This window comes from Undibacterium cyanobacteriorum (assembly GCF_031326225.1).
Lineage (GTDB): Bacteria > Pseudomonadota > Gammaproteobacteria > Burkholderiales > Burkholderiaceae_D > Undibacterium > Undibacterium cyanobacteriorum.
Genome location: NZ_CP133720.1, coordinates 982990 through 1006678 on the forward strand (window position 1 = coordinate 982990; position 23689 = coordinate 1006678).

At 48.9% G+C, this 23689-nt stretch carries 19 protein-coding genes and 1 tRNA gene; 5 read left to right on the forward strand and 15 right to left on the reverse strand.

The window, feature by feature from the left end; translation table 11 throughout:
* Nucleotides 1-11: 11 nt before the first annotated feature.
* Both RF679_RS04065 and RF679_RS04070 read left to right on the forward strand, forming a co-directional pair.
* Complete coding sequence (locus RF679_RS04065; protein ID WP_309482941.1) at nucleotides 12-1811, forward strand: ABC transporter ATP-binding protein; 1800 nt, start codon at nucleotides 12-14, stop codon at nucleotides 1809-1811.
* A 116-nt stretch (nucleotides 1812-1927) separates the two neighbouring features.
* On the forward strand, nucleotides 1928-3640 hold the full coding sequence (locus RF679_RS04070; protein ID WP_309483965.1) for an ABC transporter ATP-binding protein: 1713 nt from the start codon (nucleotides 1928-1930) through the stop codon (nucleotides 3638-3640).
* An 18-nt stretch (nucleotides 3641-3658) separates the two neighbouring features.
* On the opposite strand, the gene RF679_RS04075 is transcribed toward RF679_RS04070, so the two are convergent.
* Both RF679_RS04075 and RF679_RS04080 read right to left on the reverse strand, forming a co-directional pair.
* Nucleotides 3659-4402: a hypothetical protein gene (locus RF679_RS04075; RefSeq protein WP_309482942.1), complete on the reverse strand. Its 744-nt coding sequence runs from the start codon at nucleotides 4400-4402 to the stop codon at nucleotides 3659-3661.
* A gap of 63 nt (nucleotides 4403-4465) precedes the next feature.
* The gene (locus RF679_RS04080) at nucleotides 4466-5206 is read right to left on the reverse strand and encodes a hypothetical protein (RefSeq protein ID WP_309482943.1); all 741 of its coding nucleotides are present in this window, start codon (nucleotides 5204-5206) and stop codon (nucleotides 4466-4468) included.
* 182 nt (nucleotides 5207-5388) lie between these two features.
* Between RF679_RS04080 and RF679_RS04085 the strand changes: the two genes are divergently transcribed.
* Complete coding sequence (locus RF679_RS04085; RefSeq protein ID WP_309482944.1) at nucleotides 5389-7635, forward strand: penicillin-binding protein 1A; 2247 nt, start codon at nucleotides 5389-5391, stop codon at nucleotides 7633-7635.
* Nucleotides 7636-7839: 204 nt separating this feature from the next.
* Nucleotides 7840-8628: a putative signal transducing protein gene (locus RF679_RS04090; RefSeq protein WP_309482945.1), complete on the forward strand. Its 789-nt coding sequence runs from the start codon at nucleotides 7840-7842 to the stop codon at nucleotides 8626-8628.
* 10 nt (nucleotides 8629-8638) lie between these two features.
* Here the strand turns inward: RF679_RS04090 and RF679_RS04095 are convergent, their stop codons facing one another.
* Together RF679_RS04095 and RF679_RS04100 are read right to left on the reverse strand one after the other, a co-directional pair.
* Complete coding sequence (locus tag RF679_RS04095; RefSeq protein WP_309482946.1) at nucleotides 8639-9259, reverse strand: DUF2242 domain-containing protein; 621 nt, start codon at nucleotides 9257-9259, stop codon at nucleotides 8639-8641.
* Between the two features lie 114 nt (nucleotides 9260-9373).
* Nucleotides 9374-10438: a 3-deoxy-7-phosphoheptulonate synthase gene (locus tag RF679_RS04100; protein ID WP_309482947.1), complete on the reverse strand. Its 1065-nt coding sequence runs from the start codon at nucleotides 10436-10438 to the stop codon at nucleotides 9374-9376.
* 277 nt (nucleotides 10439-10715) lie between these two features.
* Here RF679_RS04100 and RF679_RS04105 point away from each other — a divergent pair, with 277 nt between their 5' ends.
* A complete protein-coding gene (locus RF679_RS04105; protein WP_309482948.1) occupies nucleotides 10716-11252 on the forward strand; it encodes a hypothetical protein in 537 nt (178 codons plus the stop codon).
* A gap of 163 nt (nucleotides 11253-11415) precedes the next feature.
* On the opposite strand, the gene RF679_RS04110 is transcribed toward RF679_RS04105, so the two are convergent.
* The 11 genes from RF679_RS04110 to RF679_RS04160 all read right to left on the reverse strand — a co-directional run bounded on the left by RF679_RS04110 (nucleotide 11416) and on the right by RF679_RS04160 (nucleotide 23601).
* Nucleotides 11416-11973: a hypothetical protein gene (locus tag RF679_RS04110; RefSeq protein WP_309482949.1), complete on the reverse strand. Its 558-nt coding sequence runs from the start codon at nucleotides 11971-11973 to the stop codon at nucleotides 11416-11418.
* A 144-nt stretch (nucleotides 11974-12117) separates the two neighbouring features.
* A complete protein-coding gene (locus RF679_RS04115; RefSeq protein ID WP_309482950.1) occupies nucleotides 12118-12828 on the reverse strand; it encodes a response regulator in 711 nt (236 codons plus the stop codon).
* The gene (locus RF679_RS04120; protein WP_309482951.1) at nucleotides 12825-14534 is read right to left on the reverse strand and encodes an ATP-binding protein; all 1710 of its coding nucleotides are present in this window, start codon (nucleotides 14532-14534) and stop codon (nucleotides 12825-12827) included. Before RF679_RS04120 ends, RF679_RS04115 begins: the two co-directional genes overlap by 4 nt.
* Nucleotides 14535-14749: 215 nt before the next feature.
* Entirely contained in the window at nucleotides 14750-15529 is a 780-nt protein-coding gene (locus RF679_RS04125) for an oxygen-binding di-iron domain-containing protein (protein ID WP_309482952.1), read from the reverse strand.
* Nucleotides 15530-15661: 132 nt separating this feature from the next.
* Complete coding sequence (gene ggt, locus RF679_RS04130; RefSeq protein ID WP_373921730.1) at nucleotides 15662-17404, reverse strand: gamma-glutamyltransferase; 1743 nt, start codon at nucleotides 17402-17404, stop codon at nucleotides 15662-15664.
* Between the two features lie 427 nt (nucleotides 17405-17831).
* On the reverse strand, nucleotides 17832-18419 hold the full coding sequence (locus RF679_RS04135; protein WP_309482953.1) for a 50S ribosomal protein L25/general stress protein Ctc: 588 nt from the start codon (nucleotides 18417-18419) through the stop codon (nucleotides 17832-17834).
* 118 nt (nucleotides 18420-18537) lie between these two features.
* On the reverse strand, nucleotides 18538-19494 hold the full coding sequence (locus RF679_RS04140) for a ribose-phosphate pyrophosphokinase (protein ID WP_309482954.1): 957 nt from the start codon (nucleotides 19492-19494) through the stop codon (nucleotides 18538-18540).
* 157 nt (nucleotides 19495-19651) lie between these two features.
* Nucleotides 19652-19728 (reverse strand) — tRNA-Gln (locus RF679_RS04145).
* Nucleotides 19729-19831: 103 nt separating this feature from the next.
* Nucleotides 19832-20713, reverse strand: a complete 882-nt coding sequence (gene ispE, locus RF679_RS04150) for a 4-(cytidine 5'-diphospho)-2-C-methyl-D-erythritol kinase (RefSeq protein WP_309482955.1) — start codon at nucleotides 20711-20713, stop codon at nucleotides 19832-19834.
* Between the two features lie 58 nt (nucleotides 20714-20771).
* Nucleotides 20772-21446, reverse strand: coding sequence for a lipoprotein insertase outer membrane protein LolB (gene lolB / locus RF679_RS04155; protein WP_309482956.1), 675 nt, complete (start codon nucleotides 21444-21446; stop codon nucleotides 20772-20774).
* Between the two features lie 157 nt (nucleotides 21447-21603).
* The gene (locus RF679_RS04160; RefSeq protein ID WP_309482957.1) at nucleotides 21604-23601 is read right to left on the reverse strand and encodes a tetratricopeptide repeat protein; all 1998 of its coding nucleotides are present in this window, start codon (nucleotides 23599-23601) and stop codon (nucleotides 21604-21606) included.
* Nucleotides 23602-23689 lie beyond the last annotated feature (88 nt).

Below are 23689 nucleotides of genomic sequence, written 5' to 3' on the forward strand. Positions count from 1 at the left end.
TTTTTCATTCTATGAGTCTTTATCAACTTTTAGCCCAGTTCATCCGACAACACTGGCGGCACTATATTGCCGCTGGTGTGATGTTGTTTTTGGTGGCCACTTTCACGGTACTGATACCGCGAAAAATCGGGCAGATTATTGACCATATGGTGCAACACGGAGCCCATCCGAATCTGCTGCTCGATTTGTCGATGGTGGTCGCGATGGGTGTTGCGATTTACTTTTTGCGCGTGGGTTGGCGCTTGCAGTTGTTCGCAGCTTCTTATCGACTCGGCGCGCAATTGCGCTTGCGTCTCTATCAACGACTCAGTTTGCAAAGCCCTGCTTTTTTCCAGCAGCAGAGAACTGGCGATTTGATGGCACTGGGTACCAACGATGCGGATGCCATCGAGCTCGCCGCTGGCGAAGCCGCTTTGGCTGGCTTTGATGGTTTCATGACCTTCGTCTTAGTGATTAGTATGATGACCTTGGGCGTGGATTGGCGTTTGGGATTGGCCAGTCTTTTACCTTTTCCTTTCATGGCGTGGTCGTTCAAATGGATTACTCAGAAAATTCATGATGCTTCAAAAGATTCGCTCGAGCGGTTTAGTCAATTGAACGATCATGTACAAGAAAGTTTGTCGGGTGTTCGAACTCTGCGCGTATTGGGACTTGAACATCAAAGCGCGCAGCAATTTGCTGAACTTGCTGATGCCGCAGCGGAAGCCAGTTTGCGGTCTCAACGTTGGGAGGCCGCCTATGAACCCGCAGTGGGTTTAAGCCTCACCAGCGCAGGTGCTTTGACGCTCGTGGTCGGTGGATATTTGGTATGGCAAGGCGAGCTGAGTGTTGGCAACCTCACCGCGTTTAGCATGTATTTAGGACAGCTGATTTGGCCGATGTTTGCTGCAGGTTGGGTTTTGTCTTTGCTCGAGCGCGGCAAGGCGGCATGGGCGCGTTTGCGTCCGGTGCTAGAAGCTGATCTTGTGATTCAGGATCAAGGCAAGATCACGCAAACCGATTTCCAACGCATTCATTTCGAACGCATCAATTTCTCTTATCCCGGTCAAGTGGGCATGGCGTTGCGTGAGTTGAGTTTCACTCTCGAACAAGGACAGACGATAGGCATTGTTGGACCAACTGGTGCGGGTAAATCGAGTGTCGCGCGGCTATTGCTGCGTCAGTTCGAAACGCGCGATGGCAAGCTCATGTGGGGTGAGCATGCCATCGAACAAATCCAATTGCATGCCTTGCGCGAGGCGGTGAATTGGGTAGCGCAAGAACCATTTTTATTCTCGGCCTCGATTGCCGACAATATCGCTCTCGCAAAACCGAATGCCACACGCGAACAAATTCGCGAAGCGGCTCGCCTGGCATCAATCGATGAAGACATTATGCGTTTCCCACAAGGCTATGACACGCCCGTCGGCGAACGCGGGATTACGCTGTCGGGCGGACAAAAGCAAAGGGTCGCCATCGCCCGTGCTTTGTTGACCGACTGTCGTCTCTTGTTATTAGATGATGCCTTGTCTGCGGTCGATACCGATACCGAGACCAAGATTCTGCGTCATTTGGCGGAGTTGCGCCGCCATCATGCAGCGCGGCGCAGCGCCATCATTATTAGCCATCGTTTGAGCGCTGTTGCTGAAGCGGATCATATCCTAGTGTTACGTGAAGGGCGTTTGATCGAGCAGGGCACGCATGAGCAGTTGATCGCTTTAGACGGATGGTATGCAAGTCAATGGCGCTACCAGCAATTAGAAGCTGATTTGGATGCCGACGATTTCGAGGAAGCCGCGCTACACGAAAATTCTGAGAAGGATGGGGAATAAAGGTGCAAGAAGATTTGCAGGATCAGAAGCAAGACCAGCAGCAGTCAGCGCACAAGGAAGCCCGAAAGGAAGCCTCAAAGCCGCTTTCTGAAAAACGGCAGGCGATTCAGTTATTGGTGCAAGCGGCTGCGTCCGAGCGCGCCCATGTCGTTTGGGGTATCGTGTTCTTGCTGCTGGCATCATTGCTCGAGGCCGCTGGGCCTTTCTTGGGTAAAGCTTTTATCGATCATTACCTGTTGCCACGCAATGCCGACATGACCATGATCTCGTTGTTGATTGGTGCCTACCTGATCACGGGCTGGTGGGCCACTTGGTTGCGATATCAGCAGCTGACGCGCCTGGCCGGTGTTGCCATGCGTTCAGTGCGGCGCTTGCGTGAGCAGGTTTATCATCACGTGTTGCGCTTACCGATGAGTTTCTTTGACAAGGCGATTACCGGCCAATTGGTGAGTCGCGTTACCAATGATACGGAGGCAGTCAAAAATCTCTACGTACAAGTATTGTTCGTCATGCTCGACAGCTCAATCGTTGTACTTGGCGCTTTAATCGCGATGGCGTGGCTCGACTGGCGTCTGATGTCCATCGTGTTGTTGCTGGTGCCCGCGGTGGTTGTGATTGTGTGGTTCTATCAAAGATGGAGTGCACCTGCTGTCACGCGGGCAAGGCAAAAGCGTAGCGATATCAATGCGCAAGTGGCAGAAAGCATCAATGGCATGGCAGCGCTGCAGGCCTGCAATGCGCAAACCGCTTTTGGCGAACGTTTTGAAAAAAACAATCAGGAACACTATCGCGCACGATTAGATGAATTGCGTGCGAATGCTTGGTTGTTACGACCGGCACTGGATTTACTGAATTCCTGTCTTCTGGTCTTAGTCATCTACGTCTTTGGTCAACGCGAATTTTCTGGGCTCGAAGTTGGTGTGTTGTATGCGTTTGTTAGCTACATCGCTCGCGTGGTTGATCCCTTGATTCAAATTACCTTGCAGTTCGGTCAGATTCAGCAAGCGGTGGTGTCGGCGGCGCGTGTCAACCATTTACTGAACGAAGGGGCGGTTGCTGATGTCCACAGCACGGCACGCATAGCGCAAGGTGCTATTCGCGTGCATGAGTTAAGTTTTGCCTATGACGGCGCCAAGACGGTATTGCATGGTGTGAATCTCGCCATCCCAGCGGGGGCTTTTTACGGCGTGGTCGGGCACACTGGTAGCGGTAAATCGACCTTATTGAGCTTATTGCTGCGCTTCTATGAGGCGCAACAAGGGCAATTGCAAATCGATGGCATTGATATTTCTACGATTAGTGATGCCGAGTTTCGGGCGCAGCTAGGCTTGGTGCCACAAGAACCTTTCTTGTTGGCCGCCAGTGCGCGTGAAAATATTGCGATGGGGCGCACGCTCTCCGAAGAGGCGATTATCGCCGCGGCCAAAGCAGCGCATGTGCATGACTTCATTATGCAGTTAGAGCATGGATATCTCACCCCTCTGGGTGAAGGCGGGGCCAAACTCTCAACTGGGCAAAAACAATTGATTGCGATTGCTCGTGCTCTAGCGGGCCAACCAAAAATTTTGTTCTTGGATGAAGCGACATCGCATATCGATAGCGAGACCGAACAAATCGTGCAGATCGCACTGAATGAGTTACGTGGCAAGGTCACGATCGTAGCGATCGCCCATCGTTTGTCGACGATTCGTGAAGCAGACCAAATTGTCGTCCTGAATCATGGTCGTATCGTCGAACAAGGACGTCATCAAGATTTGATGCAAATGTCTGGTGGGCTGTATCAGAAGTTGTATCTACTTCAGAGCCTAGAGGCAAGTGTCGAAAATTGATGCTATTGTTTTTCGCTCTTAGAAGTAGATTGGGCATTGCATAATGCGTTGATCGGGCATGCGTGCTTCGTAAGGCCGCCCCGGTGGTTGTCCCACCACACAAAATTCTCCACGCGGAGTTTTGACTCTGGTCATGCGCGAACCATCGGGACGCATTTCTTCAGCAGTTTGGATTTCGCGAGCCGGCGTCGCTCCAAGCGCGTCGCGAGCAAATTTCTCCATCGGCGTTAATTCTTTTTTATTCATCAGCCAACGTTTGATCGGCTGTTCCGATTCCACTTGCTTATAACTTTTATTCACCTCTGAACGCCATTGCTCGATCTGATTGGCTTGCTTTGATGTAGTCGCGGGTGCCGTGGGTGCCGGACTGGCGAATGGATCATCGCGGTTTGGTTTTTCCTGTTCGATTGCTTTGGGTGAGTCCGAAGGTAAGGTCGCCTCTTTAGTCTGAAGTCGCGAAGGCGTTTGGGCTGATTTGTTGATCGAAATGCCCTTGCGTACTTGAGTTCGGTTTTGAGCACTTGTCGGCGATGCTTGCACAACACTACTTGGATTCGGCAGCGTAGTTTGCTCAGGGTTAAACCATTGAATCAACAAGCGTGAATTCGGTTCATTGGGTGCGCTGATAGGATGCCAATCCAAAAGAGTCCACCCCAGCATGAGATGGAGAAGCAAGATCATCAACATCACAATACGCTGACCGCCTTGCTGCGTGCGCCATGAAAGTGGGGTTGAATATGGAGGTGAATCGAAAGTATGCATCAGCGGATCTATGTTCTATAAAACGGTCTATGAATCGGCACTCTCACGAGTACATGGGGGATGCTAATGGCGTGGACAGAAAACGCGGCGTACCTCAGCCTGCCCAAGATATTCTCGACCCGGATCAGGCGCCTTATAGCAAACACCATTGAATTTGGTGATGCGCGATCCATCATCTAAAGTATAACTTTCTTCTTGTGTGCCGCGTGGTACCGCCGCCTTCTCGATATTTGCTGCTAGTGCTTGCCATTTGGTTTGGTAAGGATGGTTTTGCTTCTCCCAATATTCACGTACAAGTTGATTGGGTGGCTTGGCGGCCTCGTTCTTGCGTTCTTCTTGCGCTAGTTCTCGTTCGAGTTGTTTCGTCAGTTCAGGGATGTGATGATCAATGCTAGATCGGGTTTTCTCACGATCTGACTCTTGAGTTTGAGGCGCTGCATTGAGTTTGGCCGTTTGAGATTGTAAAGACGGTGCGCTTAGTTTGCTGATGACTGATTGTCCATGCTTGCTGGTGTTCTTTGTCGAAGCCATTGCTGGAATGGTGTTGATCTTGTTATCAGTGCCAATGTTCCGTTGTTTCGCTCCTTGAACATTTTTGCTCTGTAGGTCGGTCGGAGCGTACATGAAGACGAGCATACTTTGTTTGGGATTCTCGCGATCAAGCGTGAATTGGGTTTTCGGCGGTAGATTGATGATCGCTAGGATGATTGCCACGTGCACGAGAGCGATAAGTGTCAGCAGCATCTTGTGCTGCTTTCCTTGCGTACGGTAAGAGGAAACAGGCGCAGTTAAACTGTTTTGCATAGCGTCCTCTCGTGATCAAAAAAAGCAAGCTTAATGTGCTCTTTTTTCTCCGACTACGCCTTCAAATAATGCAGCAGGACTCGCTCTGATAGGTATCGTTAGGCAATACCTTATTAAATTAGGGCTTGCGCGGATTTTGTAGCACATTACACTAGGGTTTTTCTTTATCGCGTTCACGCACCATGATGAAATTCCTATTCGCCGGACTTGCGGGCATCGTTGCTCTAATCCTTGGTTTATTGGCTTATGTCTATTTAATTCTGGTGCCAGATTTACCACCTTTGACCGCAGTCACCGATTACAAACCTAAGATTCCACTGCGGGTATATACGGCGGACAATACCTTGATCGGCGAATTCGGTGAGGAACATCGTGACTTCGTGCCGATTAAAGACATTCCTGACACCATGAAGAATGCGATTCTCGCCGTTGAAGATGCGCGTTTTTATGAACATAACGGGATTGATTACATTGGCATGGCGCGTGCAGTAGTCTCAACCGCCACCGGCTCCCCGCAAGGCGGTGGCACCATTACCATGCAAGTTGCACGTAATTTTTTCCTGACACGTGAACGTACCGTCTCGCGTAAGTTGCGAGAAATTTTGTTGGCGCGCCGCATTGAAAATGCTTTGAGTAAAGATCAGATTCTCGAGCTTTACATGAATCAAATTTATTTAGGACAGCGTACGCATGGATTTTCGAGCGCGGCCCGGATCTATTTCAATAAGTCGATGAAAGATCTCTCTATCGCTGAAGCGGCGATGCTAGCGGGCATCCCAAAGAATCCCGCGCGGCATAATCCAGCGGTGAACTTCGAACGCGCTAAAGAGCGACAATTAGTGGTCCTGAAAAGTATGGAGCGCCATAAGTACATCACGGAATCGCAATACGAGGTGGCGAGTAAAGAGCGTTTACATGTGACGAAAGTGCCGAGCTTTGAATCGCATGCGGCCTTTGTGGCGGAAATGGTGCGTCAAAGTATCTACGCGCAATTCAAAGAAGATACTTACACTGCAGGTATTAAAGTCATTACGACCATTGATCGGGATGAACAAGAAGCAGCCTATGAATCATTGCGTCGCAATGTACTCTTGTATGATCAACGTCATGGATATCGTGGCCCAGAAGCATTCATTGATTTGCCGACCGATGAAACTCAGCGCGATGATGTGATTGATGAATTCCTCGCGAAATATCCTGCCAGCGAAGGTCTTATTTCGGGGGTTGTGACTGAGGCTTCACCGAAATTGATTAAGGCGGATTTGGCAACGGGTGAATCGATCAAGATCAGTGGTGAAGGTCTGCGTTTGGTGAACGCAGCGTTGCAGGCGAAGGCTAATCGCGATATCAAAATTCGTCCAGGTGCTTTGATTCGTGTCATGCAAGATCTCAAAGGCAATTGGTCGGTAACGCAAGCGCCCGAAGTCGATGCCGCTTATGTTTCATTAAATGCGCAAAACGGCGCTTATCGTGCCATGGTTGGTGGCTTCGATTTCAATCGCAAAAAATTTAACCACGTGACCGGTGCTTGGCGCCAACCGGGGTCATCGATTAAACCTTTCATTTATTCCGCTGCTTTGGAAAAGGGCTTGTATCCAGCGACGCTCGTCAATGATGTGCAATTGTCGAGTACCAGTGAAGAAGACTTGAAATGGGATCCTCGCAATGATGATGGCAAGTATGATGGTCCGATTGAGTTGCAGCGCGCATTGGCTGTATCTAAGAACGTCGTTGCCGTGCGCGTTTTAAAGAACATTGGTGCGGGATATGGCCGTGATTATTTGCCGCGCTTTGGATTTGAAGCGAACAAACATCCGATCAACTTGACCCTTGCGCTCGGAACGGGATCCGTCACGCCTTTGCAGTTAGCCGGTGCCTATGCCGTGTTTGCGAATGGTGGCTATCAAGTGCGACCATGGTTGATCGATAAAGTGATCGATGCGAAAGGTACGGTACTGTTTCAAGCGAATGTGCCAGCAATGCCTCCTGAAGATCAGCGTGTGATCGATGAACGTAATGCTTTCGTCACCGATAGTATGTTGAGAGAAGTGGTTCGTAGTGGTACGGGGGCGGCGGCAACGCAGAAACTGGGTCGACGCGATTTAGCTGGAAAGACAGGTACTACCAGTGATGCGGTCGATGGATGGTTTGCTGGATACGCTGGCAATATCGTAGCGGTCTCTTGGATGGGATATGATGATCCTAAATCTTTGGGCGGTCGTGAATTTGGTGCGACAGTCGCCTTGCCGATTTGGATTGACGCGATGCGTCATGCCTTGGCAGGTAAGCCAGAGTTCGTACGGCAGGTTCCTGAAAATGTCGTCAATGTTGACGGTAAGTGGATGTATATCGAATATCAGAATGGTGGTGGGGTAGCCACGGTCGATATGAATGATGCACCACCGCCACCGACAGAACCGCAAAGCTAAATCTCGCCGAAAAAAAAAGCCCGCAATTGAATGCGGGCTAAATCCACACCCTTGGAGGAGTAGTCAGATGAGCCTGCATCATAACGCTCATTTATGACCGGAGAATGACGCGCATGCTGCCAAAATCTTTATCCTCATTCTCCGTTTTCCATAACGAGCAATATGGTTCCGTTACACTTGCTCACTTTAAATTTTTCAATTGATATGTCGAATCTCAAGAAGGTTTATGACGCAAGCAATCCCATCGAAGCACATATGCTTTGCGATTTGCTAACGCAACAAGGTATTCAGGCCTTTATTGAGGGCGAGCACTTGCAAGGCGGTATTGGTGACTTACCCGCAATGGGACTGGTGCGCGTTGTGGTGGGAGAAGAGCAGTTTGCTGAGGCGATTAAATTGGTCGCCGAATGGGAGGCGCAACAAACTTCTAGCTTCGATGGAAGAGTGCATACGGCGCCCGAGCCGATGAAACGTTTCGGTGGCATGAGTTTATTCTTCATGGGATTTGGCCTAGGCTTGCTCATGATGTACGCCTATTTTTTCTTCCCGTTTTATCGCGATCATCGCTCCGATGAACATTGGACATATAACCTCAGCGGCAAAGCTACGCAAGCTAGCTTTGATCGAAATTTCGATGGAAAGATCGACTTGAAACAAAGCTATGGAGCTGATGGGGCGATTGAGCGCAGCGAAAGCGACGATGACTTCGATGGTGTTTTCGAGACCATAACGAGCTATCGTGATAATAATCCTGAGCTGACCGAGATCGATACCGATCATGATGGTTTTCATGATCAAAAATGGAGATTTCGTTTTGGGGTGCTGACCGAAAGTGAAGTGATTTATCCGACCACGGGCCTGCCGCGTAAGCATTGCGCTTATCAACTCGGCTTATTGCGGCAGTGTGAATTGGATAGTGATCTTGATGGAAAAATGGATACGCGCATTGAATACGATGCGCTCGGTGAAGAGAAAAAACGAGAAAAGTTGTAAGGCGATCGACTTAGTTTTCGGAACTTGAATTTCCGGATTTGCCTTGATTGTTCTCTTCGTGAGATTTGACGGCTTCAGGCGCGGGGACCTCTTTGGGACTCTCACTCACACGGACATCGTCCATATACCGTTCGAGTAAATCATAGAAACGACTGTAGAGCTTGGCGTCCGAGATCGTTTCACTGGCGACTTTGACCAAAGAGTCGTTACTTTCACCAAATGGTAATGAGATAGACCCTATCCCACCCACGCCCAGACTGGCGCTGGTGCTGCTTTTCTTCAAAGCATATTGGTCGCGCACTGCGTTGGCGAAAATGGTGGAGGTATTGCTGCCTTTACTATTGGCGGCACATACAACGGTGAATTCGACCTCGACGTGGGATTCCGGACTTGCTTGAAATTTGCGCTTGCCACGAACGCCGTTTTGGTTTGCCTCAGAGATGATATAGCCTTGGCTCATCAAAGCCCTGCGTGCTGCTTCGCAACCTTCTGCACTATTGCCGGGTACGGCATAAGTGAACATATCAGCGTTGCCGAATTCTTCCTTATGCATGCTGGTTTGTTTTGGTGTGCTGCAGGCACTCGCAGCGATTACAAGTGCACTGATGAGGCAGATTTTGCTGGTTTGCATAATATCGAGGTCAAAAACAGGTGATCATTGATAGACGGAAAACCGAAACCGCATCGTATCATGTTGGAACGAGCTGAGATCTGTTTCAGTTGACCGTCTTGTCCCTGTTTTGAATTACTGAGTAGAACGTGTACGCAAACGTTGTGCTGCCTCACGAATCATTGTTTCGGTCGTGTTCCAATCAACACAAGCGTCGGTGACAGAACAACCATAGGTCATTTGAGACAAGTCTTCTGGAATTTTTTGATTGCCGGCCACAAGGTTAGACTCAATCATGACACCGACCAAGGCTTGATTGCCATTCAAAATTTGATTGACAACATCCGCCATCACTAACGGTTGAAGCTCTGGTTTTTTGAAACTATTCGCGTGCGAGCAATCGACCACAATATTCGCCGGCAATTTGGCTTTGGTTAGTGCCTGTTCGGCCATCGCGACCGAGACGGTATCGTAATTCGGACGACCATCTCCACCACGCAATACCACATGCCCATATTGATTGCCGCTAGTACGCACGATAGAGACGCGACCTTGTCCATTTAGACCGAGGAAGGCGTGTGGATGAGAAGCCGACAGAATCGCATTAATCGCAATGCTGATATCTCCATCGGTGCCATTTTTAAAGCCGACCGGTGTCGACAGACCAGAGGACATTTCTCGATGGGTTTGTGATTCGGTGGTGCGTGCGCCAATTGCTGTCCATGCGATCAAGTCACCCAGATATTGAGGAGAAATTGGGTCGAGTGCCTCAGTTGCTGTGGGCAAGCCTAGTTCGCATACATCGAGCAAGAATTGACGGGCCTTTTCCATGCCAATATCGACTTGAAAAGAGTCATCCATAAAAGGATCATTGATATAGCCTTTCCATCCCGTGGTGGTGCGCGGTTTTTCAAAATAGACCCGCATCACCAATAACATACTATCGGCCACTTCCGCTTGCAGTGCTTTAAGGCGACGCGCGTAATCGAGGCCCGCCACGGGGTCATGAATCGAACACGGACCTACCACTACAAAAATGCGTTTGTCTTTGCGATCAAGAATCTCTTTCAGCGCCTGACGTCCCGCATCAACCACATCGGCGGCATGCTCCGAAATGGGTAAGCGTGCATGCAATTCTTCCGGCGTTGGCATCGGCGCGAACGAGGTGATATTAATATTTTCGAGATCTTGGCTATTCATGGCAGGTACAGGAAAGAAGTAAACAAGGGAATAAAATCGTGAATAAATAAGAGAGAGAAAGTGACGCCTCATTATAGATGATGCATCGCACAAATGCTGTGCACAAATCGCGTAAAACGATGACGAAATATTATCAATTGGCGGCGAATCTACCCCGCAGTCGTTTGCATTTGTAATCGAAAACAAAAAATAGGCCTGTTTTTCAGTCTTGCTTCGGACTTTCGAAAGTCATCAGTCCGCAGACAATAGCAACATGCAATTCGTCAAGGGTAAGGCTATGAGGCAATCAAATCGGCTGGCAAGTAGAAATCAAAACATACAAGCTTTGGATCCACGGGCTTTGCGTGGCATTCCTGGTCATATTTACGTTTTACGAAATTCTGCATTGAAAGCGGGTTTGGTTCATATTGGCATGTCGCGCCGTGGTGGATGGGCCAAAGCCTTAGAACTTAATCGTGATAAGAGCAATTTAATTCCGGGGAAGTATGAGTGTGTATTTGAAGCTAGAGCGCAAGATAGCGGCGCAGCATTAGAAGCCTTATGGCGCATTCTGCATCATGCGCGTCAAGGTGGCGGGCTACTGGATTTTTTTGAAATTGATGAGGCCAGTGCAGCGCATCTAGTGCAACGTTGCATCGATCAGGCGGATCTCCATTTTCGTGAAAATTTTGGCCAAGATATTGCCGATCGGGCGTATCGCCATTACGACTTAGAAGCTGAGACCTCTGACCATGTAAAGGGGGATGCGGCGTTGATCTCGGATGAGCCTATCCGTGAAGGTATTTTTAAGAAAGCCTTGTCATGGTTGAGTTAAACCATTCTGCGATCCATTCCGCAACACCATCACCATTTTCACGCTCGTTTTGGTCTTCTTACATGAGTCAGTCCGACGCATAAAAAAGAGCTTGCTCTATGTATTGATCGATCGATGGATCGATGAATCGATGAATCGCTTAGGCAAGCCCTCTCTCTCTGACTTAGTGCTCAATCATGAGTTGGCGGACTTGAAAAGTAGGCTTGCCTTTGATTGTGCGGCAGCTACCCCGATAATATTCGGCTGAGTTCGGGCGATATTCCACTGTTTCACCCTCTTGTTTGCCTTGGCAAGCGGCATGTGCTTGCGCGGGCACTTTGATTTTTGGCGGTGGTGGAGGTGCTGGTGGTGGCGGTGGTGGCGGAAGCATTTCGTCATCGATGTCTGGAAGTGCTGGCAGCTCAGGAGCAGATGGCGCATCTGGTAGTGCTGGTGCATCAGGTGGGGCAGGTGGTGCTGGCGGTAGCGGTGGTAGTGGTGGTAGTGGCGGGGGTGTCGCGCCTGATGTCATTGGTGCTATCGGCGCTATCGGTGCCATCGGAGCGAGCGGTTTCATCGGGCTTAGTTTTGATTTTTCATTGAACGAATCAGCCGATGGCTTTTGATTTTGATTGCTCGAGGTCGCTGGTGATGGATCTTGTTTTTCGTTTTGCGAAGCGGCTGTGGTGAATTGGCACAACAGTGTTACCGCAATAAGAATGGGAATGGTTTTGGAACCCATGTTTTTCTCCTAGTTGAGCTTGGTATCAAATGACGTCAGCGTAAATGACGTAGTATCGATACTGATCTCAGATTGTGGAGAAAGTATGGAGCCAGCGTTGGTAAGGACGTTAGCAAGTACCTTGGTAATCAAAGAATACAAAAATTAAAATCCCGTTTTCTTCTCCTGTGTTTCAAGATCAAAACGATACCCGAGCCCATAGATGGAATGAATGGCAGGTATATCCGGTATCACCGCATCAATCTTCTTTCTGAGATTTTTGATGTGACTATCAATGGCACGGTCAGTCACATCAATGCAATCTTGTCCCAACTTGTCGAGCAGTTGCGCACGCGAAAAAACTTGTCCTGGCGCACGCAATAAACTCAACAGCAATACATATTCACTACGCGTCAGATCAAGCGTAGTGCCAGCGATCTTGATGCTTTGTGTGGACTCATTCCACTCGTAAGTTAGTACAGACTTTGAAGGCGATGCAGGATTCGAATACTGGCAGCGTCGCAAGATAGTTTTGATGCGAGCGACTAATTCGCGCGGACTAAATGGCTTGCACATATAGTCGTCTGCACCCGCTTCGAGTCCGAGCAATCGATCGATCTCCTCGACTTTTGCAGTAAGCATTAGTAGCGGGAGATTCGAAACACGACGTAGCTCTTTGCATACGCTCAAGCCGTCCAGCCCTGGTAGCATCAGATCAAGCACGACGAAATCGGGTGGTGCCGATTTGATCGCTGCCAGCGCCACTAATCCATCGTTGAATATCGACACTTGAAAGCCTGCGTGTTTTAAATAATCGAGCAAGAGCGCGGCCAAATCTGCTTCGTCTTCCACCACCATAACATGTTGCTGATTCATCGTGCTTGCCCTTTCTCTGCAGCAGGTGTTCGCGGTGTGTGTTTAGGTAAACTGATTTGCACCGCCAAACCACCAAGACGCGATGGCTGAAACTGAATTTGCCCGCCATGCGCTTGAACAATACGGACGCATAAAGACAGGCCGAGACCGCTACCGCCATGCTGTCGACTACGTCCTGCGTCCGGGCGATAGAAGCGTTGTCCGAGTTGTTGTAACTGATCTTGACTCAGCCCCGGTGCGCTATCTTCTACGAGAATCTGAATCGAATTCAGATCTTCCGTCAGACTGAGCGCGACTTCACCGGGAGCGGCTGTGTAACGAATGGCATTCTCGATTAGGTTCGACAAAACTTGAGTGAGTCTTGCTCGGTCAAGTTGAAGCATCAGTGATTCATGATGTCGGTGATCAAAGCTGAAGTGCAAATTGGCGCGTTTCAATTTCTCTTCGTAGCCACGACTGACTTCGTCTAAGCAGGCGACCAGATCGACTTCTTCTAGGTGCAACTGGTAGGATTCAGCATCGATTTGCGCGTGCAGATAGAGGTCGTTGATGAGTTTGTCGAGTGCGAGAATTTGGCGTAGAAGAAGCTCAAGATTTTCTGGCGTCGGTGTCCTCACGCCATCTTGAAAAGCTTCAATCTGAGCGCGAATTACCGAGACCGGCGTGCGTAGTTCGTGCGAAGTATCGGCAACCCATAGGCGCCTTTCTTTTTCTATGCTTTCCAGTTTTTCGGCGAGGAGGTTAAAGTTGTCGGCCAACTCGCCAAGTTCGTCGCTTCGTCGTATCTCAAGACGGGTTGCGTATCGTCCCTGTGCGAGTTGTTGCGTTCCGTCTCGCAAGCGTATTAGTGGTCGTCGAAAATGGATTGCAAGAATGGTGGCCAAAATAGCGCTCAAGATTACGCTGAAGATGACGAAGCGGATGATGGTATCGCGATAGGCATTGAGAAATCGTGCTGTGATCTCATCTGGGCGATTATTGCTTCGTTTTACAACGAGATAGCCAATCAACTTTCCATATGCGTACAGTGCACGTTGATCCTGTCCAATGTGGTTCTCTCTCAGTCCAGCAAGGTAATTTGAGTGCTGGTCAAGTAGCGTCACGCGCAGATACAAATCGCCATGTTTCGCGAGCAGGTTCGGGTCGGCAGCGATGTAAGGATCAGGTTCAGAGAGTGGATCTAAGTTGCTAGGCAAGGGCGGTAATGGTGGGGGTGGTGGCGGCGCTGGTGGTGCAGCAGGTGCAGCAGGTGCAGCAGGTGCAGCAGGTGCAGGCGCTGCTGGAGCGACCGACGATATGGCTGCAACGGCTTGTTTCGGCGCGATTGGTGGTGTCTTGGAGGTTTTGGGCGCAAGTGGAGCATGTGGTGAATGTGGGGTAAGCGGAGGAATTGGTGGCAGCGGCTGAGTCGGTTTTGCCTCGCTTCGTTTTTCAACTCTTTCTTGGTTGAGTCGATTGAAACTCTCCCCAAACCAATAGCGACGCTCTTCGGCTGATGTGGGAAGAAAAGACCAGTCGCCTTTTTGTGTATAGGATGAGCTGATGTCGTTGGCAACTTCATCCAGACGATCGAGGTCGATCTTGACGGTGTAGTCGGAGAACACATTGAGTACACTGCCGCTTAAAAGCAAGAGGCTAATTGCGGCGACCGCAAAGCTGGAGCAGAGTAAGGCGAGGAAGAGGCGCAAGCCAATCGGAAATTTCACGTTAGCACCTAGTTGATGATCTGGTGCCGAGTGTAAAGTCTCAGGTCTGGCTTGCCAAGCTTGGTCGGAAAATTAAAGCGATTCGCTCAGTTTTTTCCAACAAGTTTTCAGGTCTGCAGCGCTCTCCGTGGTTTCTCCTTAGTTTCTCCATTGTTTCTCCACATTCTGTGGATACACTATTTTTGCGAGAGCTCCATTGCGCTGGGATGATGCGTCTATGGACGGAAGCGATAATGTTCCTGCGTAAACAAATCAATGCCACATTGAAGGTTTTCGATCCAGTCTAAGAAGGCGGGAATCGCTTCGCCGACCATGTAGCGACCATGCTGCGGCACCAGCATCGAAACTTCCATATTGCGCACCATATTGACCCAAAAGCGGCAAACTTTGTTCGAAACCATATAACGTTTATGAAAGCCGCTCATCGTATGGAGCTGGTCATAAAACTCGTCTTTGGTGGCGATCGGTTTAGTGATGGTTTTTGCTTCGACCAAGGATGCGCCCATGTCTCCAGTAAACAAAATCTTCGACGTGCGATCGTAAAACTGGAAGTTACCTTCAGCGTGGAGAAAATGCGCAGGTATCGCGTACAGAGTTGAGGCGCCGAGTTGCACCCCAGTACCTTCATCGGGAATGCCAATGATACGGCCGTCAGCGCGATTGAGATTGCAAAAATGGGGAACGAAACGCGACCACAAATTTGAAACGTACAGTTTGCATTGGGTACTAAACAGCCATTTATCGAGGGCGCCGATAATGTCCGGATCTTGATGGGAGGCGAATAAATATTTGAGATCTTTTTTCTGCAGATATTTGGTCATCGCCAGTGTGAGCGGATTGTAGGTGATGTTGCCGGACGGGTCGATCAAAGTACCTTCGCCATTCGAGACGATGAGAAACTGATTGGCTTGGACGGCCTCTTCGACATCGTCCGTTACCAAATCATTAAACATTAGGCAAATATGTTTGCCATCATTGTAAAGTTCAATCGCCACGTGCACCCCCATTATTCTGTACGAGGGTTCGATTTTAGTGGGGCTGAGAAATGCTTTCTTGATTTGGATTAAGAATCATTCTCGTGCCGTTGACTTTGAACGACACGAGTGCAGATCCTTTTCGAGGGTAAATCAATAGCCGAGGGCACGACCATCCGGGTTACGTGGATCAGAATAAGCCTCAATATCGGTACCGTTAAACTTGATCGTTTGGGTGCGCCCCATACTGCGGCCGATCGAGATTCGATGACCTTTTTGCCCCAGAATCTCGAGCGTATCCGCACTAAAGCCGCGTTCTAGTCGAATAATGTCGGGTTCCCACTGGTGATGCATGCGCGGTGCAATCGATGCTTCCGCTGCGTTCAGTTTGTGATCTATCGTATTCAAAATGACTTGTAGTGTTGTCGTGATGATGCGACTGCCACCTGGGCTACCGGTGATCAAGAATGGCTTACCATCTTTCAATACGATGGTCGGGGTCATAGAGCTCAAAGGTCTTTTCTTTGCTTCGACCGCATTCGCATCGCCACCGAGCAAACCGAAGGCATTGGGCACACCGGGTTTAATCGAAAAATCATCCATCTCGTTATTGAGTGTAATACCGGTGCCAGTTGCCACGATACCGCTACCAAACAAGAGGTTCAGGGTATATGTCGTCGCGACCAAATTGCCATGTTCATCCGCCACCGAATAGTGAGTGGTTTGATCGCTCTCGTAAGGAATAGGTTTGCCTGGTTTGATGCTCGATGAAGGAGTCGCTTTGTCGAGGTCGATTTTTTTGACTAACTCATCGGCATAGGCACGCGAGGTCAGGCCCTTGATTGGTACCTTGGTGAAATCAGGGTCCCCTAAATACTCGGCGCGATCGGCATAAGCTAACTTCATAACTTCAGTCATTTGATGCACTGTTTTTGCACTGTTGAGACCTTGTGCGCCCAAGGGATAATGTTCCAGCATATTTAGCATTTGGATGATGTGAACACCACCTGAGCTTGGTGGCGGCATGGAAACCACGTCATAGCCGCGATAACTTCCACGTACAGGTTCACGTTCTACAGCACGGTAATTTTTTAAGTCGTCAGCACGCATCAAACCACCGTTACGTTCCATTTCAGCGACGATTTTTTTGGCAATTTCACCTTCGTAGAATGCTTTCGGTCCTTCTTTGGCGATCAGACGCAAAGAGTTTGCCAGATCTTTTTGGACCAAAAGTTCGCCCGCTTTTAATGGACGATCACCTTTGAAGAAGATTGCTCGGCTGGACGCCCATTTACCGAGTTGATTCTTACTGGCGTTGAGCAAGGTTTCGAGATGAGGTGTGACGACGAAGCCATGTTCGGCGAGTTTGATCGAGGGTTCAATGACATCTTTGAGTTTCATTGTCCCGTATTTGCGTAGCGCCAGATCGAGTCCCGCGACAGTGCCGGGAACGCCCACTGCGAGATGGCTTGAAGTCGAGCCACCAGGAATAACTTTTCCACTCGCATCAAGGAACATATCGCGCTTGGCCAGCGCTGGTGCGAGTTCGCGAAAGTCCAGCGCAATGTCTTTACCGGATTTTGCGTCATGAATCAGCATGAATCCACCACCGCCAATATTGCCAGCGTTCGGAAGGACAACTGCTAAAGCGAACCCAACTGCCACTGCTGCATCGACCGCATTGCCGCCGCGTTTCAAGATATCGAGGCCGACTTGACTCGCCAAACCATGCTCACTGGAGACCACGCCATGCTGAGCGTGGATAGGGGTGACGATGTCATAGCTGGTGTCATATTGAATCTGCGCGCCAGTGCTTTGCGCTTGGGCGAACACGAGTGATGAACTCAGTTGCAAGGCACTCAATAAGATGATGCTGGTTTTTTTGAATGAAAACACGCTATTCCCTCGCGATGTCGTGGTGATGTTGTGAACGCAGTGTTGGCAGTGCCGAGGTTTGAAGTTCGTTCTGCAAGACTGTATGAAGATGAAGTAAGCAGGATACCATTCAGTCAGATCTTGTGCCTGACTCGGGCCTTTGCGATATGTGCTTTGTAATCGTCTTTGTGCTGCACAAACCACAGTTTCTAAGCGATAGTTTTCAAAGCAGGGTCTCCTCGATTTTGCTCGTCGAGGAAAGTCATATTTGAAATGAATAACTTTGTTATATGTTGGTTTTTGAGCTGCATGAGACTTTTAGTCTTTGCAGTATTTTGACGCGCCTATAGCTGCGAAGTGGGGTGGAACAGCTCGCTATTGTGAGACATTGAGGCGAAAAAAAACCGCAGTCGAAACTGCGGTTTTTCTAAGCTTAAAAGCGAGTAGCTTATTTTGCTTCTGCTTCAGCAGATGCTGCGCCAGCTGGTTTAACAGCGTAAGCGATTGTAGCGTCATCACCGTGTGCAACAACTGCCACACCTTTTGGCAATGCCAAGCCAGAAGCGTGGATCGATTGACCAGCTTCCAATTTGGACAAGTCAACTTCGATGAACTCTGGCAAGTCTGCTGGCAAGCATTCTACGTCCAATTCAACTGCAACATGGCTGATCACAGCGGATGCCAATTTAACAGCTGGAGAAACATCAGCGTTAACAAAGTGCAGAGGCACTTTTACGTGGATTTTCTTGTTTGGGTCAACGCGTTGGAAATCAGCGTGCAATACCAAAGCTTTGTAAGCGTGCATTTGGAAGTCACGCAACAATACTTTTTCAACTTTACCATCAACATCCATATCGAGAATGGAAGAGTGGAATACTTCTTTTTTCAATGCATGGAACAAAGCATTGTGATCCAATGCGATGTTAACAGCTGGCTCGTTACCACCGTAGATGATACCTGGTGTTTGACCAGCATTGCGCAGGCGGCGGCTCGCTCCGGTCCCCTGATCTTTACGTGCAAATGCAACTACTTTCATTTTAATACTCCAAAATAAACAAGCTGATGAATAGTTTCAAGCAACTTGCGTTGGCTCTCCCGCGACCAGGAGAGCAGAAAAAGTGCAAACACGGATGTTTGCACCACAAAACTTAAGCTTATTCCGAGAACAAAGAAATCACCGATTCACCTTTGGTGATACGGCGGAATGTTTCGGCCAACAAACTATCGCATGACAATTGGCGAATCTTGCTGCAAGCTTGCGCTGCTGGTGTCAATGGAATGGTGTCGGTAACGACCAATTCATCGAGTGGCGAGCTATTGATACGATCAATTGCTGGGCCAGACAACACAGGATGTGTACAGTACGCCAATACTTTCTTAGCGCCACGCTCTTTCAACACTTCTGCGGCTTTCGTCAAGGTACCTGCTGTATCCACCATGTCATCCATAATGACGCAGTTACGGCCTTCAACTTCACCGATGATATTCATGACTTCGGAGACATTCGCTTTTGGACGGCGTTTATCGATAATCGCCAAATCGCAACCCAAACGTTTTGCTAAAGCACGGGCGCGAACAACGCCACCAACGTCAGGCGAAACCACCAACAAGTCTTCATAATTTTTCGCTGTTAAGTCGCCCAACAAAATTGGGGAAGCGTAAATATTGTCGACCGGAATATCAAAGAAACCTTGGATTTGATCTGCATGTAAATCCATAATCAAAACGCGATCAACGCCTGCTTCTTCCAACATGTTAGCGACGACCTTAGCGGAGATAGCAACACGAGCAGAGCGTGGGCGACGATCTTGACGCGCGTAACCGAAATACGGGATCGCTGCGGTGATACGTCCAGCTGAGGCGCGCTTCAAAGCGTCAACCATCAACATAATTTCCATCAGGTTGTCATTCGTCGGTGCGCACGTTGATTGCAACACGAACACATCTTTACCGCGCACGTTTTCGTTGATTTCAACAGCCACTTCGCCGTCAGAAAATTTAGAAACGTCTGCCTTACCGAGTTGAATGCCAAGTTGTTTCGCAACGCCTGCAGCCAAAGCAGGATTAGCATTACCAGTAAAGACCATCATGTTATTGAGCGCGTGTGCCATGAGATCACCTAAGAGAACTGAAAGGAATGAATAAATTCATTTTCAGAGCGCTTGATCAGTATCAAGATTTAAATTCTTGTTGTAATGATTACTGAAAATGCAGCCGTAAAAACCGAAAAGCCGCCGCATCATGTTGTATGCGGCGGCTTGTATTCAATGGCAGGGGAAAAAGGATTCGAACCTTTGCATGCCGGAATCAAAATCCGGTGCCTTAACCAGCTTGGCGATTCCCCTACACAACCGTTTATCAATTGCTATTCGATAATTGGCGATACATCATTTTATCGCTCTCATCTCATTTTCACCAGCTTATCTTACGCTAGCAATCGATCAAATTTTAGTTTTGCAACCATGACTTCATGGGATGCTGCTGCAGTGCCTTTGCGACCCAAGCTTTCCAGTGTTTTGGTACTTGTGTGCAAACTTCGTTTGCTTGTTTCTCGGTTTCAAAACCGCAGAACACACAGGAACCAGAACCCGTCATCTTGGCACTTGCTAATCGCAGATTTCCAGACTCTTGCTGGAATTGACTTAACCAGTCTATCGCTTCTTTGATTTCGCTGTGCAAAGTACAAGCAACGGCTTGCATATCGTTTTTCCAAGCGACTGTTGTCGCATCAGGAAAGTCCGTTATTCTGACGGCTTTCGTATCCCTTGTCAACTCTTTCGCTGAAAAAATCGAGGGGGTGGGGACATTAACTCCCGGTTCAATGACAAGAAAATATTGTTCCGGTGTCTGAACCTCTTGCAGTTGTTCGCCAATACCTTCGACAAAAGCATTGCTGCCGAAGATGAAAAATGGCACGTCAGCGCCCAGTTGTAAGCCGAGCTGCATCAGTTCGGTGGTGGAAAGCTGGCAATTCCACAGATGATTTAATGCCAGTAAGGTCGTCGCTGCATCGGATGAGCCGCCGCCGACACCGCCACCCATCGGCAAATTTTTATGCAAGGTGATGGTGGCGCCGTAGCTTGACTGGCTATGCTTTTGTAGAAGTTGGGCAGCGCGCACCACCAGATCCAGTTCGGCTGGAACGCCTGCGACCTGATTGGCTCTTTCAATGATGCCATCGCTTCGAACTGTAAAGTCGAGATAATCGCATCGATCAATCAGTTGAAAGACGCTTTGTAGCAAGTGATAGCCATCAGCGCGGCGACCAATGATGTGTAGAAATAAATTGAGCTTGGCAGGCGCAGGGCAATTCTTAAGTTCGCGGGGCATTGCTATTGTTTGTTGGATGGTATGTTGCATCGACAGTCTCAGCTAGGCTTGCACAGTTTTAAGGCGTGCTCGGCACGCCGACGGGCGCAGTGTTGGAGTTTTGATCGGCGTTCCATTCGAGGATGGCGATTCGTATTTTGAGCTCACCTAGTTCTTCAGTACGACGATAGAGGTTGATCAACTTTGGGTGTACTTGCTGCTGATCTTCTTGCCAGGTGGTGAAATCGATTTGCCAACCTTGACTCATGAGGCGCTGGTAATCCTTAGTTGGCACAGCTAGCTTTTGACCATTGGTTTGGCGATCGAAGCCTTGTAACCAATCTTTCAATCCCGCCACAGGAAGCGACCAGCCGAGTGATTCTGTAAGTAATTGTTCGACGTCTTGCGCATAACGAGTTTCTTGTTTGGCCTGCTGTAAGCTCGCGCCTTGTGGGGTTTCGCGAATGATGGCGATGGTCTGTCCAAGGGGAGAATTGAGGCTGATGGTCAGCTCTTTCGACAATTGTTGCCAGTCAAAGTTACCACTTAAAGTCTCGGTTTTTTCATTCTGTTGATATTGAATCGAAATCTTGCCAGAGAGTGTAATTTGCTCCTGGTATTGGCGAGTTCGACTCATTTGCTCATGCGATAGTTTCGGCGCGTTAGCGCAAGAAACAAGACTGCCACTGATACTGAGTGCGAGGCAGCACAGCAGAATGGTTTTGGTGTAGGCGTAGCAAGGATTCATGCGCATGGCGATGCTCGGTGAAAATGAAGTCGCGACATCGTGCAACTGAAGGCTCCGTTTGTCAATCATGAATGACGAAGTGGCGCCTATCAGAACTGAAAGTACTTCAAACGCATATTAGATTTGCGTTGACCTCCGGTTTTTCGGACTTGCGTAATACTCCTCAAGGTAGGGAAATACCTAAACGTTCAAGGGTGCTCTTGAGTAACTCATTATCCGGATCTTTTTTCTGTGCCGAAGCTAAGAGTTTTTTTGCTTCAGATAATTTCGTTTGAGCCCACAGCACTTCAGCTAGATGAATTTCAATTTCCGGATCAGGTCGCAGTTGATAGCAGCGACGCAAGACTTGTTCCGCCTCTTCGAACTGAGACTGACGAAATCTGAGCCAGGCAAAGCTATCGAGGATGTAGGGGTCTTCTGGCGCTAACTCGAGCGCCCGTTTTAATAATTGTTCTGCATCGTTCAGCTGAACATTGCGATCCACGTAAGAATAGCCTAGCGCATTGTAGGCAAACGGATTGTTGGGATTCACCGCAATCAGTTGCTTGAGTGCCGCTTCCATCTCATCATAGCGTTTAAAGCTATCTGCCAGCATGGCGTAGTCGTATAGTAGATCAGGATGGCGTGGATAGTTGGCGAGTGCCGCTTCCAACAGAACAAAAGCTTCGGTTTTTTGTCCTGCCGCTTTCATCACTTGGGCTTCGGTTTGTAATAGGAGCGCTTCCTCGGCCTCGTTATTGAACTTGAGGCTTTGTAAGAACTGCCGTGCTTCGCCAAATCGTTGGTCACTCGCCATCAACAGCGCTCGACGTGTTTGTACGTTAAACCAAGTCTCACTCTTGTCTTGTGTATTTTCGACTTTGGATAACCATTGGTCAGCTCGTTTCAGATCTTTCTTTTGTAACTCTGCTTGAGCTAAATTCAGATAAGCATTGTTCTTATCTTCGTCGCTATCGGCTTCATTTAGATAACGTTGGAAATACACAATCGCCGAGTCGCTCCTTTGCAGCTCTAATTCGATTGATCCCAAGGCCAAAAGAAGTCGGGATGTGGGCCTCTTGGCTGCTGAAAATTTGTTCAAGAGTTGCGCAAATTCGTCGCGTGCGCTTTGCAATTGGCGCATCTCAACCAGCATGCTAGCGTAGGCTAAATGCACTTCGAAGGCTTTCGGATATTTACGGATAAAATCCTTGGCCAGCTTCAAGGCTTCATCTTTCTCGGACGCTTGCGCCAGCGTCAACAGCGCCAGTTCAGAATCCGCTTGTAGTGTCAGAGCTTGACGCGCTTCATGTATCGCGCGTGTTTTATCGCCTTGAGTCGTGGCGCCACGTGCAAGCATAATATGCGTATCAACGCTGGCGGGAGTGCTGCCAACGATACGCTCGAGGCTCGCGAATGCACGTTTTTTATCCTGCATCCGAGCCAATAAACTTTGGGCTTGATAAAGAGTAGGGGCGAGCTCGTCAGGCTTCACCTTGGTCAGTTGATCGATGAAGAAGGATTCGACTTCTTCATAGTCGGATTTGACAACCATGAGGCTCAAAAAGTACTGACCCGCTTCAAAGGATTCTGGGCTAATCGAGCGCCATAATTGCACCGCTTCGAGTGCTTCATTGAGTTGCTGCGCACTCATGGCGACGTCGGTGGCTTTCTTGGCGATACGCGGATCCCTAGTTTCCTTGGCGACGCTCATCAAGGTGACATACGCGCTTCCCGTTTCACCACGCTGAAGTGCAACATCTGAACTCAAGAGTTTAAACATCAGTTCTTTACTGAGCTCTACCTTCGGTAAGTCTTCTTCCTTGACTTTGTTACTGGAAGATTTTCCTTTGGCATTCTTGAAGATGGGGGGCGCATCAGCTTCTTGAGCCTTGGCCGGAAGATATGTCAATGCCCCCATCAGCCCAGTGATACCGATGGCAAATCGCGCCACAATAGGGAATAAAGTGTGAGAAGTGGTGGTGCGAACACAGTTGGAGTGCTCGGAAGGCGTTACTAGGAGATATCTGGCATCCAAGCTTTTGCGGAGAATGGATTTGTTTTCGACACTTGTCTGACCGATCGTCGGGGCAAGGTCCGCGTTTTTTGAGCTTGTCGCTACAATAGTGGACTTGTAACTCAAGTAGTTGTGCAAGAATTGATGCAAGAATTTCAAAAACATATCTCTCTTTAAACGAACAGTGTGAGCGATTTTACGCGCAAATTTGTCGAGCGGGGCAGTCTTACAAGTTTTTACAAGTTGCGGCTCT

Bases quoted from the DNA above. Each gene is read 5' to 3' on its own strand.
- RF679_RS04065 (WP_309482941.1), top strand. From the start codon at position 12: ATGAGTCTTTATCAACTTTTAGCCCAGTTCATCCGACAACACTGGCGG.
- RF679_RS04075 (WP_309482942.1), bottom strand. From the start codon at position 4,402: ATGCATACTTTCGATTCACCTCCATATTCAACCCCACTTTCATGGCGC.
- RF679_RS04080 (WP_309482943.1), bottom strand. From the start codon at position 5,206: ATGCAAAACAGTTTAACTGCGCCTGTTTCCTCTTACCGTACGCAAGGA.
- RF679_RS04085 (WP_309482944.1), top strand. From the start codon at position 5,389: ATGATGAAATTCCTATTCGCCGGACTTGCGGGCATCGTTGCTCTAATC.
- RF679_RS04090 (WP_309482945.1), top strand. From the start codon at position 7,840: ATGTCGAATCTCAAGAAGGTTTATGACGCAAGCAATCCCATCGAAGCA.
- RF679_RS04095 (WP_309482946.1), bottom strand. From the start codon at position 9,259: ATGCAAACCAGCAAAATCTGCCTCATCAGTGCACTTGTAATCGCTGCG.
- RF679_RS04100 (WP_309482947.1), bottom strand. From the start codon at position 10,438: ATGAATAGCCAAGATCTCGAAAATATTAATATCACCTCGTTCGCGCCG.
- RF679_RS04105 (WP_309482948.1), top strand. From the start codon at position 10,716: ATGAGGCAATCAAATCGGCTGGCAAGTAGAAATCAAAACATACAAGCT.
- RF679_RS04110 (WP_309482949.1), bottom strand. From the start codon at position 11,973: ATGGGTTCCAAAACCATTCCCATTCTTATTGCGGTAACACTGTTGTGC.
- RF679_RS04115 (WP_309482950.1), bottom strand. From the start codon at position 12,828: ATGAATCAGCAACATGTTATGGTGGTGGAAGACGAAGCAGATTTGGCC.
- RF679_RS04135 (WP_309482953.1), bottom strand. From the start codon at position 18,419: ATGAAAGTAGTTGCATTTGCACGTAAAGATCAGGGGACCGGAGCGAGC.
- RF679_RS04140 (WP_309482954.1), bottom strand. From the start codon at position 19,494: ATGGCACACGCGCTCAATAACATGATGGTCTTTACTGGTAATGCTAAT.
- ispE (WP_309482955.1), bottom strand. From the start codon at position 20,713: ATGCCCCGCGAACTTAAGAATTGCCCTGCGCCTGCCAAGCTCAATTTA.
- lolB (WP_309482956.1), bottom strand. From the start codon at position 21,446: ATGCGCATGAATCCTTGCTACGCCTACACCAAAACCATTCTGCTGTGC.
- RF679_RS04160 (WP_309482957.1), bottom strand. From the start codon at position 23,601: ATGTTTTTGAAATTCTTGCATCAATTCTTGCACAACTACTTGAGTTAC.